Raw genomic sequence first — 17,356 nt, forward strand, 5'->3', positions numbered from 1 at the left:
GAGAAGCGCGAGTACCGCATGGAGGAGCTGGCCCGCCTGGCCGGCATCACAGTGCGCACCCTGCGCTTCTACCGCGAACGCAAGCTGATACCGCCGCCCCGCCGCGAGGGCCGTATCGCCTGGTACAACGACCACCACCTGGCCCGCCTGCGCACGATCGCGGCCCTGCTGGAGCGCGGCCACACCCTCACCGGCATCGCGGAACTCGCGGAGGCCCTCGACCACGGCCGGGACGTCGCCGACCTGCTCGGCGTCGCCGCGCCGACCGAGGAGGAGCCGGTCCGCCTCACCCCCGAGGAACTCGCCGCCCGCTTCGAGGGCCAGGTCACCCCCGAGAACCTCGCCGCCTCCCTGGAACTCGGCTACCTCGGCACCGACGGCGACGAGATCGTCCACGTCAGCCGCCGCCTGCTGGACGTCTCCTCGGCCCTGGTCCGCGAGGGCATCCCGCTCGCGGAGGTCCTGGCGGCGGCCAAGCGGGTCCGCGCACACGTGGACGACCTGGCGGAGATGTTCGCCGACCTGGTGCTGCGCCACACCCACGAGGACGACCTCCAGCGCCTGCGCCCGCTCGCCCGGAGCGTGGTGGAGGCGGAACTGTCCCTGGCACTGGACCGCCGCCTGCGCAAGCAGACCGAGCGGGCCCGGCCGCCGGGCTAACGGTCGTAGACCACCGTCACCGGCGCATGGTCCGACCACCGCTCCGCGTGCGTCGCCGCGCGCTCGACGTACCCCTTGAGGGCCTTGCCGGCGAGCCCCGGCGTCGCGATCTGGTAGTCGATACGCCAGCCGGTGTCGTTGTCGAAGGCCCGCCCGCGGTACGACCACCACGAGTACGGCCCCTCGACGTCCGGGTGCAGCGCTCGCACCACATCCACATAGCCGCCGTCGGCGGGGTCGAGCACCTGCGTGAGCCACTCCCGCTCCTCCGGCAGGAAGCCGGAGTTCTTGGTGTTGCCGCGCCAGTTCTTCAGGTCGGCCTGCTGGTGGGCGATGTTCCAGTCACCGCAGACGACGACCTCACGCCCGTCGGCGGCGGCCCGCTCGCGCAGGTCCTTCAGATAGGCCAGGAACTCGCCCATGAACCGGACCTTCTCGTCCTGCCGCTCGGTGCCGACCTCGCCGGAGGGCAGATAGAGCGAGGCGACCGTCACACCCGGCAGATCGGCCTCGACGTACCGCCCGCTGCCGTCGAACTCACTCGACCCGAAGCCGACCTGGATACGGTCGGGCTCCCGGCGGGTGTAGAGGGAGACGCCGGCGCGGCCCTTGGCGGCGGCGGGGGCGTGCACGACATGCCAGCCATCGGGCGTCCGCACCTGCTCCGGCAACTGCTGCGGCTCCGCACGCACCTCCTGCAGACACAGCACATCGGCTTCCGTACCGCCGAGCCACTCCACGAAGCCCTTCTTCGCGGCGGCCCGCAGTCCGTTCACATTCACAGAGGTCACAGTGAGCACCCGGGCACCTTACCGGCACACTGGACGGTGTCCGGTTCTGGAACCTCTTGATCTTGAATTGACATACGGTAGGCAGCATGCATATACGCCCCGTTTCCTTCGCCCACCCCGACGCCGTCAAACTCAACGACCAGGTCCAGGCCGAGTACGGCGTCCGCTACGGCGACGGCGGCGACGCGACGGCCATGGACGCGGCGGACTTCGAGCCGCCGAACGGCCACTATCTGATCGCGTACGACGACCTCGGCACCCCCGTCGCCTCCGGCGGCTGGCGGGTCCAGGACGAGAACGGCGAGGGCAACCGGGACGGGGACGCCGAGCTCAAGCGGATGTACGTCGTCGAGTCGATGCGCGGCCGGGGCCTCGCGAGACGCATCCTGGCCGCGCTGGAGGAGGACGCGCGGGCGGCGGGCCGCATCCGCATGGTGCTGGAGACCGGCGCCAAGCAGCCGGAGGCGGTGGCGCTGTACGCGTCCAGCGGGTACGAGCCGTGCGAGAAGTTCGGCTACTACCGCCACCACGAACTGAGCCTGTGTTACGCGAAGACGCTGTGAGCGTCACTTCCGTGGCGCGCTGCCCCGCTCCGCGGCGTTGGCGGGTGCCACGGCGTCGACGCGTTTCACGGCGTTGATGCGATACACGTCCCGCACACAGAGGTTGAGGACGGCGGAGGCGACGACCAGACCGGCGCACGCCACCAGCACCGTCCGGTTGCCCCATACGCCGACCGCGAGGGCGGTCAGCAGATAGCCGAGCGGAATCGCCAGCCGCTCACCCACACTGTTGAACGCGCTCATGCGCCCCAACTCCCCCTGTGGCACATGCTGTTGGAAGGCGGTCGTCCACGCGACGATCGCCACGTCCAGCCCGATCCCCGCGAGCAGCATGGCCAACAGCAGCCAGGGCAGCGGCAGTCCCCAGCCCATGACGAGCAGGGGCGCGGCGAGGGGCGCACCGGCCACGACGGCCACGACCAGCAGGCGGTACGGCCGCCAGCGCAGGCACACCACCGTCCCGGCCAGCAGCCCCGCCGCGAACGCGCCCTGCACAAGCCCCCAGTCACGCGCCCCGGCGTACTGCTCCGCCGCGACGACCGGACCCAGCAGCTGAAAGCCTGCCAGCCACGCGGCGACAAGGACGGTCCCCGCGACCGTGTACGTCCACAACCAGGTCCGCGCCCAGAAACCGGCCCATCCCTCGCGCAGGTCACTCAGCGCACTGGTGGCGGTGACGGGCGCGTCCAGGCGCAGCCCGAGCAGCAGGAAGGCGGCGACGGCGAAGGTGAGCGCGTCCCAGGCCAGCGCCCAGGCCGGACCGCTGACCGCGACGACGACTCCGCCGACCGCAGGACCGAGCACCTTGACCGCGTTGGTCGGCAGCCTGAGCAGGGCGTTGGCCCGCTGCAACTGCTCCGCGGGGACGATCTGGGCGACGGCCCCCTGAGTGGCCGGCACGGTGAAGGCCACGGCCGTCCCCGAGACGAAACCGCAGGCGGCGATGGTGGCGGTCGTCGCATGCCCGGTGGCCACGATGACCGCCAAGGCCCCCTGGGCGACGGCCGCCAGCAGATTGCCGAGGAAGAGCAGCCGGCTGCGGGACACACGGTCCGCGAGCACTCCGCCCACGAGGAGGAAGACGACGGTCGGCACGGTGTTCACGGCGAGCACCACACCGAGGGCCCCGGCTCCTCCGCCCTCTTCGATGACGGAGTAGGCGAGCGCGAGGGTGGCCATCGCGGACCCGGTGGCGGAGATCAGACTGGCGGCCAGGAACCGCCAGAAGTTCGCCCTCAAGACACGCCCCCCCTGCGCACTAGCCGGGCTGGGAACAAGCTGGGAACAACAAAGATCCCGTCCGATCAACCGATCGGACGGGATCTCGCCAACTCCCCAAGTTCCCTTGGAAAGTCGTTGCTGTGGACCTGAGGGGATTTGAACCCCTGGCCCCCTCGATGCGAACGAGGTGCGCTACCGGACTGCGCCACAGGCCCTTGCAACGAGTGAAACTTTAGCACCCCGATCGGGCTGCTTGGAAATCCGTTCCTGGTGGGCCGCACGGCCCACCACCGGCGCGACCGGCTACTCGTTCGCAGCGCGCGGCCGGTCGCCGTCCTCGTACTGGTCGAACAGTGGCGTACGGCCCCGCTCACGCGCCCGGCGGGCGGAGGCGGCGCGGCGGGCGTCGCTGCGGCCACCCCCGTCGCCCTTCTCATCACCGTGAGCCGCGTCCGCCTGCTCCGCACCCCGTGCGGCACCGTCGCCCGCGTCGGCGCCCGCGTCCCGGTCCCGGTTGACGGAGCTGGACCGGGCCGAGCTCCACGCGTCCGGCGCCCCGAGGTCCACGTCGGAGGTGGCCCGGGGAGCGACCGGCGCCGTCACATACGTCGGCAACGGCACCGGGACCGGGTCCCAGCTGTCCCCGTGCCCGGGCCGCCGCTGCCGCTCGCGCTGCTGGTCGACCCACTCGGCGTGGTCGGTCTGCTCGACGAGGGCGCGGCGGTCCGCGGCGAGCGCGGACGTCCCGGTGTCGGTACCTGGTTCGGGCCTCTCGTCGGGCTCGTCGACGCCGTCACCGGCGTCGGCGATGCCGCGTCGGCGCGACTGGCGGGCGTGCTCGCGCAGCCGCTGGGCGGCGGCCTCCGCCTGGCGCCGGTCCATCTGGTACGCGAAGCGGCGGCGCTCCTGGGAGCGCAGGTACGCGATGTACCCGCTGAGCAGCACGGCGGGAACGCCGGGCGCCCACAGGAACGCGAGCCCGCCGACCGCGGCGACGATCGCGCCGAGCGTGAAGGCGAAGAAGAGGACGACAGTGGTGCGCCTGCGGCGCGCGAGCGCCTTGGAGCGCCGCGCACGTGCCACGGCCGCCTCCTCCGCAGGGGGGCGCCGGGCGGCGGGCACCCGCCCCGGCGCCTTGCGGGCCGGGGCCGAGCCCTGTTCGGGGACGGGCGCCGTGCCGCGTTCGGGTGCCGGCCTGGACGCCTGTTCAGGCGTCGGCTCCGGGCGTCCCGGCGGTTGCGCCTGGACCGTTGCCTGGGTCTGCGGACGGGTCGGAGGCATGGCGAAGGCCCGGACGTCCACCGACTCGGTGACGTCGCCCGGATCATCGGCGCTGGGCTCCCCCTCCTCGGTGGAGCGCGCGCGCAGGTCCTTGGCGTACCGGCGCTCCATCCCCGCCCGTCCGGACAGCAACCGGATGGCAGTGCTGAAGCGTTCCGTCGGACGGGCCTCGTTCAGCTCGTCCTGCCTACGGAGCCACATCGGCACCAAGTAGGCGGCCCAGGCCCCGACAATGACTGCGTAGATGAGGCCGCTGCTGCTCACGCCTCACACGGTAGAGGGGTTTGCGTGAGGCCATCTGCCAATTGAGCCGGTGTGTCGCACGATCTGGCTGATATTTCGAACTTTTTTTGTGACGGATGCGATCAGCAGCCCACCGAGGGGGCGAATTTATTGCCCCGAGCCGGTCATCGGGCGATCAATTTCGAACACTTATTCAATTTCCGGGCTACGCGGGATTCCCCTGGGTGTTGTGCCGGGTGTTCGGTCGGGTGTCCTGCGGGTTCGTGCGCGGCGTCTTCTGCGAGCGTGCCCGCTGCCAACGGCTCAGCAACCCTTCCGGCACCTCTTCCGCCGTGAGCGCGAAGACGAGATGGTCGCGCCAGGCTCCGTCGATGTGCAGATAACGCGGACGCAGCCCCTCCTCGCGGAATGCGAGTTTCTCCACGACCCGGCGGCTGGGCCCGTTCTCGGGACGAATGCAGACCTCGATGCGGTGCAGACCGACGGTCCGGAAACAGTGGTCCACGACGAGCGCCACGGCGGTCGGCATCACCCCGCGGCCCGCGACCGCCTCGTCCACCCAGTAGCCGACGTGCCCCGAGCACATCGAGCCCCAGGTGATCCCGGCGACCGTCAACTGGCCGACCAGCCGCCCCTGGTACTCGATGACGAACGGCAGCATCCGGCCCGCGTTCGCCTCGGACCGCAGGTGGCGGACCATCTGGCGGTAGGTCGGCCGGTGCGCGATCGGCCCGCTGGGCGTGGGCGGCGGAATGGTCGCCTCCCAGGGACGCAGCCAGTCCCGGTTGCGTCGGTTGACCTCGCGCCAGGCCCGTTGGTCGCGCATCTTTATCGGCCTGAGGACGACATCGCCGTCCCTCAGCACGACGGGCCAGGATGGGCTGTTCAGCACGCACCCCCGCTGCTGGGTCTGGGGTGGTCGCCGCCGCGGATCTGGTCGACGGCGTGGATCAGGAGGGGTTCCAGGACGGCCAGTCCGTCCTTCACCCCGCCGCTGGAACCGGGCAGGTTCACGATCAGGGTGGCTCCCGCCACTCCGGCCAGGCCCCGGGACAGTGCGGCGGTCGGCACCTTCTCCCTGCCGAACGCCCTGATGGCCTCCGCGATGCCCGGCACCTCGTATTCGATCACCGAGCGGGTTGCCTCGGGTGTGCGGTCGGTGGGCGAGATGCCGGTGCCGCCGGTGGTGACGATGACGTCGTAGCCGGCTTCGACGCCCGCGCGCAGGGCGGTCTCCACAGGGTCGCCGTCGGGGACGACCTGCGGGCCGTCGACCGCGAAGCCGAAGCGCCTGAGGCCCTCGGCGATCAATGGGCCGCCCTTGTCCTCGTAGACCCCGGCGGCGGCCCTGTTGGACGAGGTGACGACCAGTGCGGCGTAAGGCGCGGTGAGCGCGAACAGCACACCGCCCGTCGAAGCGTCGGAAGTCATGCCCGGCTCCAGTCGCCCGACTTGCCGCCTGTCTTCTGCTCCACCCGCACGTCCGTGATGACCGCTCCCTTGTCGACCGCCTTCACCATGTCGATCACGGTGAGCGCGGCGACGGAGACCGCGGTGAGGGCCTCCATCTCGACGCCCGTACGGTCCGTGGTCTTCACGGTGGCCGCGATCTCCACGGCGTCGTCCGCGACCGACAGGTCCAGTTTCACACCGGACACCGACAACGGGTGACAGAGCGGGATCAGGTCGGGGGTGCGTTTGGCGCCCATGATCCCGGCGATGCGCGCGGTCGCGAGGGCGTCGCCCTTGGGAACCCCCTCGCCGCGCAGCAGCTCGATCACACGGGGCGAGACCAGGACGCGTCCGCTGGCGCGGGCCGTGCGCGCGGTGACGTCCTTCTCGGATACATCGACCATGCGGGCCGCGCCCGCGTCGTCGATGTGCGTGAGGCGGTCCTGGCTGGGTGGGTCCTGCGTGCTCATGCTGGTCTGGCGCTCCCGGTCCGGGCCCGTCGCGGTGCGGCGCACGGGCCTGCTGTGCGCGACACGGTACCGCCAACCAGGGCCGCTCAGCCGAGCAGGACCACCTCGACCTCGGTGCCGGGCTCGACGCTCTCCACGTCCTCGGGGACGACGATCAGCGCGTCCGCGTGCGCGAGGGCGGCGATGAGGTGGGATCCGGCGCCGCCGACGGGCCGGACCTCGCCCTCGGTGTACGTCCCGCGCAGGAACTGTCTGCGCCCCTTGGGCGAGCTCAGCGCCTTGTCGGCCGTCAGGGTCGCGGTCGTCCGCGTCCGGTGAACGTCCTCCAGGCCCATCAGCGTGCGGATGGCGGGGCGCACGAAGACCTCGAAGGAGACGTACGACGACACCGGGTTGCCCGGGAGCGCGAGCAGCGGGGTGTGGTCGGGGCCGATGGAGCCGAAGCCCTGGGGCTTGCCGGGCTGCATGGCGAGTTTGCGGAACTCGACGCCGCTGCCCGCCTCGTCCTCGTCGCCGACGTGGGACAGGGCTTCCTTGACGACGTCGTACGCCCCGACGCTCACTCCGCCGGTGGTGACCATGAGGTCGGCGCGGACGAGCTGGTCCTCGATGGTGGACCGGAGTGTCTCGACGTCGTCGGCGACGGCGCCCACGCGGTACGCGATGGCGCCGGCGTCACGGGCGGCCGCGGTGAGGGCGAAGCTGTTGGAGTCGTAGATCTGGCCGCTGCCCAGGGTCTCGTCGGGCTGGACGAGTTCGCTGCCGGTGGACAGCACGACCACACGCGGGCGCGGGCGCACCCGTACCGTGCCCCGGCCGATCGCCGCGAGCAGGGCGATCTGCGACGGCCCGAGGACCGTGCCGGCCTCCAGGGCCCGGTCGCCCGACTTCACGTCGCTGCCCTTCGCCCGCACATGCGCGCGTGCCTCGGCCGGCCGGTAGATGTGCACATCGCCCCGGTCGCCCTCGGGGGCCAGGCCGCGGGCGCGCATGCCGGTCACCGGGCCCTCCCCGAGCCCTCCGTCGGTCCACTCCACCGGAACGACGGTCTCGGCGCCGGGCGGCAGCGGGGCGCCGGTCATGATGCGGGCGGCCTGGCCGGGGCCCACAGGGAGCAGTTCGGCCTGGCCCGCCGCGACGTCCCCGACGACCTCAAGGACGGCGGGGAACTCCTCGCTCGCGCCCGCGACATCCGCGACCCGCACCGCGTACCCGTCCATGGAGCTGTTGTCGAACGGCGGCAGGGAGACCGGCACCGTGACGTCGTCGACCAGGACGCAGCCCTGGGCGTCGAGCAGTTGCAGCTCGATGGGTTCGAGGGGGCGGACGGTCGCGAGGATGTCCTCCAGGTGTTCGTCCACCGACCAGAGGTGGTCCTGGTCGGCCGGGCGGGTCGCGGCGGTGCTCACAGCGCTACATCTCCTCGGCTACGTAACTGCGAAGCCAGGTCCGGAAGTCCGGGCCCAGGTCTTCACGTTCGCATGCGAGTCTGACAATGGCACGCAGGTAGTCGCCGCGGTCACCGGTGTCATAGCGGCGGCCCTTGAAGACGACGCCGTGCACCGGGCCGCCGACCTTCTCGTCCTGCGAGAGCTGCTGGAGGGCGTCGGTGAGCTGGATCTCGCCGCCGCGGCCCGGCTCGGTCTTGCGCAGTATGTCGAAGATGTGCGGGTCGAGGACATAGCGGCCGATGATCGCGTAGTTCGACGGCGCGTCCGCCACGGCCGGCTTCTCGACCAGGTCGTGGACCTTGACCACGTCGCCGTCCTCGGTGGGGTCGACGGCCGCACATCCGTAGAGGTGGATCTGCTCGGGCGCGACCTCCATGAGCGCGATGACGCTGCCGCCGTGCTGCTCCTGGACCTCGACCATCCGCTTGAGCAGCGGGTCGCGCGGGTCGATCAGGTCATCGCCGAGGAGGACCGCGAAGGGCTCGTGGCCGACGTGCGGGGCGGCGCACAGGACGGCGTGACCGAGGCCCCTGGGGTCGCCCTGGCGGACGTAGTGCATGGTCGCGAGGTCGCTGGACTCCTGGACCTTGGCGAGCCGTTCGGCGTCGCCCTTCTTCTGCAGGGCGGACTCGAGTTCGTAGTTGCGGTCGAAGTGGTCCTCCAGGGGGCGCTTGTTGCGGCCCGTGATCATGAGGACGTCGTCGAGGCCGGCGGACACGGCCTCTTCGACCACGTACTGGATCGCGGGCTTGTCGACGACCGGCAGCATCTCCTTGGGAGTTGCTTTGGTGGCCGGCAGGAAGCGGGTACCTAGGCCCGCTGCGGGGATGACAGCCTTGCTGATCCGAGGGTGCGACTGAGTCATGCCCGCCACCTTATCCGGTGCCTTTGTAGGGAATCTGAGGCTCCGGTTATTTGGAACTCATATGAGCCCATTGGGAAGGGTACGGAAGCGACTGGTGAGTCACATCGGACGTCCGGGCGACACTGGCAAGCGAATGTTGCGGCGAGAGTTCCTCACGGTGAGAAGCAGGTTGACGCCGGATGACGTGCGGGCATCCGCGGCCGCGCTGGCCGAACGGGCCCTGGACCTGCCCGAACTGGCGCACGCGCGCGTGGTGGCGGCGTACGTCTCCGTCGGCACCGAACCCGGCACGCTCGCCCTGCTGGACGCACTGCGCGCGCGGGGCGTGCGCGTCCTGCTCCCCGCCCTTCTGCCCGACAACGACCTCGACTGGGGGGCGTACACCGGGGAGGACTCCCTCGCCCGGGTCCAACACGGCGGCAGGATGGCCCTCTTCGAGCCCAGCGGGGAACGCCTCGGCCCGGACGCCGTGACCGACGCCGACGTGGTGCTGCTGCCGGGCCTCGCGGTCGACGCGCGCGGGATGCGGCTGGGGCGCGGCGGTGGGTCGTACGACCGCGTTCTGGCCCGTCTGGAACGGACGGGCGCCCGTCCCTCTCTGGTGGTGCTGCTGTACGACTCCGAGGTCGTCGAGCGCGTCCCCGAGGAGCCGCACGACCGTCCGGTGCACGCGGTGGTGACGCCGTCGGGTGTGCGCCGCTTCCGGGAGCCCTGAGTCGCGTCCCGTCATGCGAACTCATGCGAAGGGGCCCTCACGCGTGCGCGTGGAGGGCCCCTTCGGTCGTTCGGCGTCAGCGGGTCACGGCCTGAGCACCAGGGTGTCCTCTGTGCTCTCGTCGACCGCGCCGTCCGAGAAGGACCAGTCGAGCAATTCGCCGTCGGCCCACTTGTCCGTCTGGTCGGTGTAGTGGGCGTTGTAGGCGTGCCCGGAGGCACCGGTGAGGTTGATCCACTTCGACTTGTCGAGGTCGCCGAGGTTGACCACCATCCGCATCGACGGCACCCAGACGACGCCGTAGCCGCCCGCGGCGTTCCAGCCGGTGGCGTTGACCGTGCCCTCGCCGCCGCTGAGCTTCCAGGGGCCGCGGTTGAGGGCGTACTGCAGGAAGCCGGGGCCCTCGGTGCCCAGGGTCTGGTTCTTCAGGAACAGGCGGTGCAGCCGGCCCCAGCTCCAGGTGTCGATGTCCTTGCCGAGCTTGGCGGTCAGCTCCCAGCGGGCGTCGATCATGGCGCGCTTGAACAGGTCGTCGCGGTTGGCGGCCCCGGGGCGGGTGCCGTTCTTCGGCGTCGTCCACCAGTCGCTCTTCTCGTCGTCCATGAGGCTGCGCACGACCTCGAACCAGCGGTCGCCGCCGTCCGGCTGCGCCTGGTCGGCCTCACGCTCGCCGCACTCGCGCACCTTGTCCCTCTGGTCCGCGGGACCGGTGGTGTTGACCGGGTCGACCCACAGGCACTGGCCCTTGACCCGCAGCTCCTTGGGGAGCTTGTTACCGAAGGCGAGCTTGAGGATGTTGCGCCAGACCGAGTTGAAGTAGGCGGCCGCCGCAGAGTCGGCGTCCTGGGTGTAGTCCCAGCCCTCCAGGAGCTCCTGCGCGTCCCGGACGTTCTTGTCCGCGATGTCGATCTTCAGCAGCTTGGGCACGAGCAGCTTGGCGATCTCGCTGCTGTTGTCGAGCTGCATCTGACGCATGTCCTCGGTGGAGATCTTGCCGCCGTCGTCGATCTTCGACTGGATCAGGTCGTTGATGCGCTGGCTGCGGCTGCCGTAGCCCCAGTCCGTGGTGAGCGTGTAGGGGTACTTGGTCCTGTCGACCACGGCCTGGTTGGCGGTGACGATGTAGCCGCGGGCCGGGTCGTACTCGTACGGCAGCTCGTCGTCGTCGATGTAGCCGGTCCAGCGGGACTTGGAGTCCCAGCCCGGCGCAGGCACGGAACCGTCGTAGCCGCTCGCGCGCGTGGGGATCTTTCCGGGCAGCGTGTAGCCGATGTGGCCCTTGGTGTCGGCGTAGACCAGGTTCTGCGAGGGCACGTCGAACAGGGTGGCCGCGGCACGGAAGTCGTTCCAGTCGGCCGCCTTGTCCATGGCGAACACGGCGTCCATGGAGGTGCCCGGGTCCAGCGCGGTCCAGCGCAGTGAGATGCCGTAGCCGTCGCCGCGGTCGGGCGCCGCGGTGTCGACGGAGGCCTTCTTGCCGACCTTCACGAGCTCGGGGCTGCGGTCGGACAGCAGGGGGCCGTTGTTGGTCTCACGGACGACGATCTTCTTCGGCTCGCCGCCGGCGACGTTGATGGTCTCCTCGCGCGTCTTGAAGGGCACCGTCTTGTCGTCGTACAGGTAGCCGTCGCCGGAGAGCTTCTCCAGGTAGAGGTCGGTGACGTCGACGCCGGAGTTGGTCATGCCCCAGGAGATGTTCTGGTTGTGGCCGATGATCACGCCGGGCATGCCCGCGAAGGTGTAGCCGCTGACGTCGTACTGGCACTTGCTGGAGACCGCGCGGCAGTGCAGGCCCATCTGGTACCAGACGGACGGCAGCGAGGCCGACAGGTGCGGGTCGTTGGCCAGCAGCGGCTTACCGGTGATGGTGTGCTTCCCGGCGACCACCCAGGAGTTGGAGCCGATGCCGTTGCCGTTCACGCCGACGGCGGTGGGGAGGTCGTCCAGGACGTCCTGGAGGCCCGCCAGCTGGCTCTGCAGGCCGCTGGTGGACGAGGAGGAGGCGGTGCCCGTCGAGCCGCTCGTGGAGCCGCCGGCGGACGAGCCCGCGGTGGACGCGGAGCCGCTCTGCTCGAACGTCTTGGTGACCTCGTCGTACTGGCCGGCCTGGACGATCGTCTTGTTACGGCTGTACGGATACCCCGGGTACAGGTCCGCGATCTCCTTGGGGCCGAGGCGGCTGGTCATCAGGGCGCGGTCGATCTCGTCCTGCATGTTGCCGCGCAGGTCCCAGGCCATCGCCTTGAGCCAGGCGACCGAGTCGACCGGGGTCCACTTCGCCGGCTTGTAGTCGTTGGCGAACCCGAGCGCCGCGTACTCCAGGGAGATGTCCTTGTTGTCCTTGCCGTCCAGGTAGGCGTTGACGCCCTTGGCGTAGGCCTGGAGGTACTTCTTGGTGGAGGCCGACAGCGTCTTGTCGTACTCCTCCTGCGCGATCCGGTTCCAGCCCAGGGTGCGCAGGAACTCGTCGTTCTCGACCTGGCCCTCGCCGAACATCTCCGACAGGCGCCCGGAGGTCATGTGCCGGCGCACGTCCATCTCGTAGAACCGGTCCTGCGCCTGGACGTAGCCCTGCGCCATGAACAGGTCCTCGTCGGAGGACGCGTAGATCTGCGGGATGCCGTAGTCGTCGCGCTTCACGTCGACGGGCCCGGACAGGCCGTCCAGCGAGATCGAGCCCTTGGTCTGCGGGAAGGAGGCACGGACGGTGCTGATGGACCAGTAGGCACCGCCGGTGACGCCTGCGATCAGGGCCAGCGCCAGCACCAGGACCATCAGACGGGCTCTGCGCCCCTTCTTCCTGCCGGACTTGCCGGGCTGCTGACCCGTGGAGGCGGTGGTATTCGGGGGCATCGCTGTCCTTGCTGTCCTAACGCGAGCGGCAGGGCTGGCTGTCCTTTTGAATGAGCGCTGGAGCAACCATAGGCGCAGGGCCTGGTCCCACTTGACGCGGAGTGGTGATCCAACGCGGACGGGCGTTCGATCATGCCTCGCCGATCGTCAAGAAATCGTCAAGAGTTAGGTAAGGTAACGAAGTAGTTGGGTGCGAAGAACGCTACTTCGTGTCCTATGTACGTGAGCCCACGCGCGCGTGTGCGCGGGCCAGGGAAGGGAACGGCCGCTGACTGTCCACGACCTCAACCAGCTCTTGCTCGTCTGCTCGCTCGTCCTGCTCGTCGCAGTCGCCGCGGTCCGGATCTCCTCGCGCAGCGGGCTCCCCAGCCTGCTCGTCTACCTGGGCATCGGCGTGCTCATGGGCCAGGACGGCATCGGCGGTATCCGCTTCGACGACGCCGAGCTGACGCAGGTCATCGGGTACGCGGCCCTGGTCGTGATCCTGGCCGAGGGTGGTCTCGGCACGAAGTGGAAGGAGGTCAGGCCGGCCCTTCCGGCCGCCTCCGCGCTGGCCCTGGTCGGGGTCACGGTGAGCGTCGGGGTCACGGCGACGGCCGCGCACTACCTGGTCGGGCTGGATTGGCGGCAGGCGCTCATCATCGGGGCGGTCGTCTCCTCCACCGACGCCGCCGCGGTCTTCTCCGTCCTGCGGAAGATCCCCCTCCCCTCGCGCGTGACCGGCACCCTGGAGGCCGAGTCCGGCTTCAACGACGCCCCAGTGGTCATCCTGGTGGTCGCGTTCTCCCAGTCCGGCCCCATCGAGCACTGGTACGCGCTGCTGGGCGAGATAACCCTGGAGCTGGCCATCGGCGCGGCCGTCGGCATCGCGGTGGGCTTTCTGGGCTCCTGGGGGCTCAGGCACGTGGCCCTGCCCGCCTCCGGGCTCTACCCGATCGCCGTCATGGCCATCGCCGTCACCGCGTACGCGGCGGGCGCGATGGCGCATGGCAGCGGCTTCCTCGCCGTCTATCTCGCCTCGATGGTCATGGGCAACGCCAAGCTGCCGCACTGGCCCGCCACGCGTGGATTCGCCGACGGGGTCGGCTGGATCGCCCAGATCGGCATGTTCGTCCTGCTCGGCCTCCTGGTCACCCCGCACGAGCTGGGCGACGACATCCTGCCCGCGCTGATCATCGGGCTGGTGCTGACCATGGTGGCGCGCCCGCTGAGCGTCGTCGTGTGCCTGTCGCCGTTCCGGGTCCCCTGGCGCGAACAGGCGCTGATGTCCTGGGCCGGGCTGCGCGGTGCCGTGCCGATCATTTTGGCGACGATCCCCATGGTGGGCGGCGTCGAGGACAGCCGCCGCATCTTCAACATCGTCTTCGTCCTGGTCGTCGTCTACACCCTGGTCCAGGGGCCGACGCTGCCCTGGCTCGCCCGCGTACTGCACCTCGGCAACGGCCCCGGGCCCGCCGACCTCGGCATCGAGTCGGCGCCGTTGGAGCAGCTGCGCGGACACCTGTTGTCCTTCGCGATCCCCGAGGGCTCGAAGATGCACGGCGTCGAGATCAACGAGCTGCGGCTGCCCGCCGGAGCCGCCGTCACCCTCGTCGTCCGCGACGGAAAATCGTTCGTTCCGCTGCCGACGACGGTGCTGCGGCTCGGCGACGAACTGCTCGTGGTCGCCACGGATCCGGTACGGGACGCCGCCGAGAGCCGGCTGCGGGCCGTGGGGGCCGGGGGCAAGCTGGCCGGGTGGCTGGGGACGAACGGGGCGAACTGACGGGGCCGGGCGGGGCCTGGAAGGGCTTGGAGGGGGCCTGGCGAGGCGCCCCATTCGCAGGTGATGCGCCGGGAAGTGCTCATTTTCACAGGATCATCAGGCGCTTCCCCCTGTACTATGCAGGCGTTACCCAGATCAAACCAACTCTGCCTGACGCAGAGCTGGCGCGACCGTATGGCGGCCGGGACGTCCTTCCTCAAGAGGCGCCGGCATCTACCGCAGTTCCGCGCAAGAGGACAGCTCTCGGCACCGCCCCTCCACCCGACGGGGCCGCGCTACCAGGCGGCAGAAAGGCACGGACCGTGGCGTCCACGGTCACCACCGAGCCGTCGAAGGACTCGCCGACCTCCTCCCGCCCCGGATACGGACAGCTGCTGCGCACCCGCGGCGCCTGGACGTTCCTGCTCCCCGGCTTCGCCGCACGCCAGCCGTTCGCGATGCTGACCATCTCCATCGTGCTGCTGGTGCAGCACACCACCGGTTCGTACGGTGCGGCGGGCGCCGCCGCGGCCGTCACCGGCGTCTCCATGGCGCTGTTCGCGCCCTACAGCGGCCGGCTCGCCGACCGTTACGGGCAGCGCGCCGTGCTGATCCCCGGCGTCCTGGTGCACGTCCTGTCCGGCCTGACCCTGACCGCGCTCGCGCTGGCCGACGCACCCCTGTGGGCGCTGTTCGCGGCGGCCGTCCCGACCGGTGCCTCGGTGCCGCAGATCGGGCCCATGGTGCGCGCCCGCTGGGGCGTGAAGCTCCAGGGCTCGCCTCTGATGACCACGGCGGCCGCCTTCGAGTCGGTCACCGACGAGCTGACCTTCGTCTTCGGCCCGCTGCTGGCCACCGCCCTGTGCACGGCCGTCGACCCGGCCGCGGGCCTGGTGACGGAGGCCGCGCTCACGCTGCTGGGCGGTCTGCTGTTCGCCGCGCAGAAGAGCACACAGCCCTCGGTCACCGCCGTCGGGCACGCGCGCGTGGAGCACGCTTCCGCGCTGCGCATCCCCGGGGTGCGCGTACTGATCGTGACCTTCCTGGGCATCGGTTCCGTCTTCGGCGGTATGCAGGTCTCGCTGGCCGCCTTCAGCGAGTCGATCGGCGAGCCCGGCCTGAACGGCGTCCTGTACGGCACGTTCGCGGCGGGCAACATGCTCTCCGGCATCGTCTGCGGAGCCATCGCGTGGAAGGTGGCCCCGCAGCGCCGCCTCCTCGTCGGATACGCCGCCCTCGCGCTGGCCGCGTCCGGGCTGTGGGCCGCGCACTCGGTGCTCGTCCTGGCCGCCCTCGGCCTGCTGGTCGGTATGTGCATCGCGCCCGCGCTGATCACCGGGTACACGCTGGTCGAGAGCCTGGTCCCGGCCGGCGCCCGCACCGAGGCGTTCACCTGGCTCACGGGTGCGGTGGCGCTGGGCCAGGCCGCCGCCGTCACGGCCGCCGGGCAGCTGGAGGATCGCTTCTGGGGCGGCGCCGGGTTCCTGGTGCCGATGGGCGGCACGCTGCTCGCCCTGGCGACCCTGGTGGCGCTGCGCTCACGGCTGGCGGCCCGGCCCCGCGGTCGTACCGTCGCACGTGGCGTCGGTCACCGCGTGCCGGTGGCGGTGGACTGAACGGCTGGAATACGACACACTTGACCGTCGTTAGCACTCATCGAGTGAGAGTGCCAGGAGGAAGACAGTGCCGACCTACCAGTACCAGTGCACCGAGTGCGGCGAGGGCCTCGAGGCGGTGCAGAAGTTCACCGACGACGCCCTGACCGAGTGCCCCAGCTGCCAGGGCCGCCTCAAGAAGGTGTTCTCCGCGGTGGGCATCGTCTTCAAGGGCTCCGGCTTCTACCGCAACGACAGCCGCGGCTCCTCGTCGAGCAGCTCGCCGGCGTCGTCGAAGTCGTCGACGTCCACGTCGTCCGACTCGACCTCCTCCGCCACCACCTCCTCTTCGACCTCGTCCTCCTCGGACTCGAAGTCGTCGAGCACCGGCACCTCCTCCAGCAGCTCGGCCGCGTAACACCCACGGCTCGCGGGACCCTGTCGTCTTACGGCGACGGGGTCCTCGGCGTTTTTCGGGTGCGGTTAGGGTGCGGGCATGGCGAACAAGGCGAACACCGAAATCGGCGTGATCGGCGGCTCCGGCTTCTACTCGTTCCTCGACGACGTCACCGAGATCCAGGTGGACACCCCTTACGGGCCGCCCAGCGACTCCCTCTTCCTCGGCGAGATCGCCGGCCGGCGGGTCGCCTTCCTGCCCCGGCACGGACGCGGCCACCATCTGCCGCCGCACCGGATCAACTACCGGGCCAACCTCTGGGCGCTGCGCTCGCTCGGCGTGCGCCAGGTCCTCGGCCCGTGCGCGGTGGGCGGTCTGCGTCCCGAGTACGGGCCGGGCACGCTGCTCGTGCCGGACCAGCTGGTCGACCGTACGAAGTCCCGGGTGGGGACGTACTTCGACGGGCTGCCGCTGCCCGACGGCACCGTGCCGAACGTGGTGCACGTCTCGCTGGCCGACCCCTACTGCCCCGCTGGGCGCGCGGCCGCGCTGAAGGCGGCGCGCGGGCAGGACTGGGAGCCGGTGGACGGCGGGACGCTGGTGGTCATCGAGGGCCCACGCTTCTCGACCCGTGCCGAATCGTTGTGGCACCAGGCCCAGGGCTGGTCGGTGGTGGGCATGACCGGCCACCCCGAGGCGGCGCTCGCCCGTGAACTGGAGCTCTGTTACACCTCGTTGACGCTGGTCACCGACCTCGACGCGGGCGCCGAGACCGGCGAGGGCGTCTCGCACGACGAGGTGCTGCGGGTGTTCGCGGCGAATGTGGACCGGCTGCGGGGGGTGCTGTTCGACGCGGTGGCGGGGCTGCCGGGGAACGGGGAGCGGGACTGTCTGTGCGCCAACGCGCTGGGTGGGATGGATCCGGGGTTCGTGTTGCCGTAGGGCCTCGCCGAGCAGCTGTCGCGCCTGGCCGAGGAGCGGAACTCCTCGTTCGGGTGGGGGAGTTTTCCACAACCGGCCAGTAGTCCACCGGCGTCTGCGGGCGGCGGCGAGAT

General features: G+C 70.6%; 16 protein-coding genes and 1 tRNA gene. 7 read left to right on the forward strand and 10 right to left on the reverse strand.

The features are described from left to right. Positions 1-18: 18 nt before the first annotated feature. Positions 19-660 carry a MerR family transcriptional regulator gene (locus ACIA8X_RS29125; protein WP_399459534.1) on the forward strand — a complete coding sequence of 214 codons (642 nt, stop codon included), beginning with the start codon at positions 19-21 and terminating at the stop codon, positions 658-660. Here the strand turns inward: ACIA8X_RS29125 and ACIA8X_RS29130 are convergent. Next, entirely contained in the window at positions 657-1,460 is an 804-nt protein-coding gene (locus ACIA8X_RS29130) for an exodeoxyribonuclease III (protein ID WP_393455025.1), read from the reverse strand. The genes ACIA8X_RS29125 and ACIA8X_RS29130 overlap by 4 nt on opposite strands. Before the next feature lie 77 nt (positions 1,461-1,537). Between ACIA8X_RS29130 and ACIA8X_RS29135 the strand changes: the two genes are divergently transcribed. After that, on the forward strand, positions 1,538-2,014 hold the full coding sequence (locus ACIA8X_RS29135; protein WP_399459470.1) for a GNAT family N-acetyltransferase: 477 nt from the start codon (positions 1,538-1,540) through the stop codon (positions 2,012-2,014). A gap of 3 nt (positions 2,015-2,017) precedes the next feature. Here ACIA8X_RS29135 and ACIA8X_RS29140 read toward each other — a convergent pair whose 3' ends face one another. The 8 genes from ACIA8X_RS29140 to galU form a co-directional block, all read right to left on the reverse strand. After that, entirely contained in the window at positions 2,018-3,193 is a 1,176-nt protein-coding gene (locus tag ACIA8X_RS29140; RefSeq protein WP_399459535.1) for an MFS transporter, read from the reverse strand. A 183-nt stretch (positions 3,194-3,376) separates the two neighbouring features. Continuing rightward, positions 3,377-3,450, reverse strand: a tRNA-Ala gene (locus tag ACIA8X_RS29145). Positions 3,451-3,538: 88 nt separating this feature from the next. Further along, a complete protein-coding gene (gene glpR / locus ACIA8X_RS29150) occupies positions 3,539-4,780 on the reverse strand; it encodes a gephyrin-like molybdotransferase receptor GlpR (protein ID WP_399459471.1) in 1,242 nt (413 codons plus the stop codon). A 184-nt stretch (positions 4,781-4,964) separates the two neighbouring features. Continuing rightward, on the reverse strand, positions 4,965-5,624 hold the full coding sequence (locus ACIA8X_RS29155) for a GNAT family N-acetyltransferase (RefSeq protein WP_393455551.1): 660 nt from the start codon (positions 5,622-5,624) through the stop codon (positions 4,965-4,967). Positions 5,625-5,644: 20 nt separating this feature from the next. Then, the gene (locus ACIA8X_RS29160) at positions 5,645-6,190 is read right to left on the reverse strand and encodes a molybdenum cofactor biosynthesis protein B (protein ID WP_393455017.1); all 546 of its coding nucleotides are present in this window, start codon (positions 6,188-6,190) and stop codon (positions 5,645-5,647) included. Then, positions 6,187-6,681: a cyclic pyranopterin monophosphate synthase MoaC gene (gene moaC / locus ACIA8X_RS29165; protein ID WP_393455014.1), complete on the reverse strand. Its 495-nt coding sequence runs from the start codon at positions 6,679-6,681 to the stop codon at positions 6,187-6,189. Before moaC ends, ACIA8X_RS29160 begins: the two co-directional genes overlap by 4 nt. 86 nt (positions 6,682-6,767) lie before the next feature. After that, positions 6,768-8,090 (reverse strand): gephyrin-like molybdotransferase Glp, encoded by a 1,323-nt coding sequence (glp, locus tag ACIA8X_RS29170; protein WP_399459472.1) that lies wholly within the window; start codon positions 8,088-8,090, stop codon positions 6,768-6,770. 4 nt (positions 8,091-8,094) lie between these two features. Beyond that, positions 8,095-8,997 carry a UTP--glucose-1-phosphate uridylyltransferase GalU gene (gene galU / locus ACIA8X_RS29175; protein ID WP_393455008.1) on the reverse strand — a complete coding sequence of 301 codons (903 nt, stop codon included), beginning with the start codon at positions 8,995-8,997 and terminating at the stop codon, positions 8,095-8,097. 133 nt (positions 8,998-9,130) lie between these two features. Here galU and ACIA8X_RS29180 point away from each other — a divergent pair, with 133 nt between their 5' ends. Next, positions 9,131-9,712 (forward strand): 5-formyltetrahydrofolate cyclo-ligase, encoded by a 582-nt coding sequence (locus ACIA8X_RS29180; protein ID WP_399459473.1) that lies wholly within the window; start codon positions 9,131-9,133, stop codon positions 9,710-9,712. A gap of 84 nt (positions 9,713-9,796) precedes the next feature. Here the strand turns inward: ACIA8X_RS29180 and ACIA8X_RS29185 are convergent, their stop codons facing one another. Then, positions 9,797-12,565 carry a penicillin acylase family protein gene (locus tag ACIA8X_RS29185; RefSeq protein WP_399459474.1) on the reverse strand — a complete coding sequence of 923 codons (2,769 nt, stop codon included), beginning with the start codon at positions 12,563-12,565 and terminating at the stop codon, positions 9,797-9,799. A gap of 238 nt (positions 12,566-12,803) precedes the next feature. Between ACIA8X_RS29185 and ACIA8X_RS29190 the strand changes: the two genes are divergently transcribed. The 4 genes from ACIA8X_RS29190 to ACIA8X_RS29205 all read left to right on the forward strand — a co-directional run bounded on the left by ACIA8X_RS29190 (position 12,804) and on the right by ACIA8X_RS29205 (position 17,243). Continuing rightward, on the forward strand, positions 12,804-14,330 hold the full coding sequence (locus ACIA8X_RS29190) for a potassium/proton antiporter (RefSeq protein WP_393454999.1): 1,527 nt from the start codon (positions 12,804-12,806) through the stop codon (positions 14,328-14,330). Between the two features lie 302 nt (positions 14,331-14,632). Next, complete coding sequence (locus ACIA8X_RS29195; RefSeq protein WP_399459476.1) at positions 14,633-15,925, forward strand: MFS transporter; 1,293 nt, start codon at positions 14,633-14,635, stop codon at positions 15,923-15,925. 67 nt (positions 15,926-15,992) lie between these two features. After that, positions 15,993-16,322, forward strand: coding sequence for an FmdB family zinc ribbon protein (locus tag ACIA8X_RS29200; RefSeq protein WP_393454995.1), 330 nt, complete (start codon positions 15,993-15,995; stop codon positions 16,320-16,322). 78 nt (positions 16,323-16,400) lie between these two features. Continuing rightward, a complete protein-coding gene (locus ACIA8X_RS29205) occupies positions 16,401-17,243 on the forward strand; it encodes an S-methyl-5'-thioadenosine phosphorylase (protein ID WP_393454992.1) in 843 nt (280 codons plus the stop codon). Positions 17,244-17,356: the final 113 nt, after the last annotated feature.

The organism is Streptomyces sp. NPDC051738 (assembly GCF_044453205.1).
GTDB lineage: Bacteria > Actinomycetota > Actinomycetes > Streptomycetales > Streptomycetaceae > Streptomyces.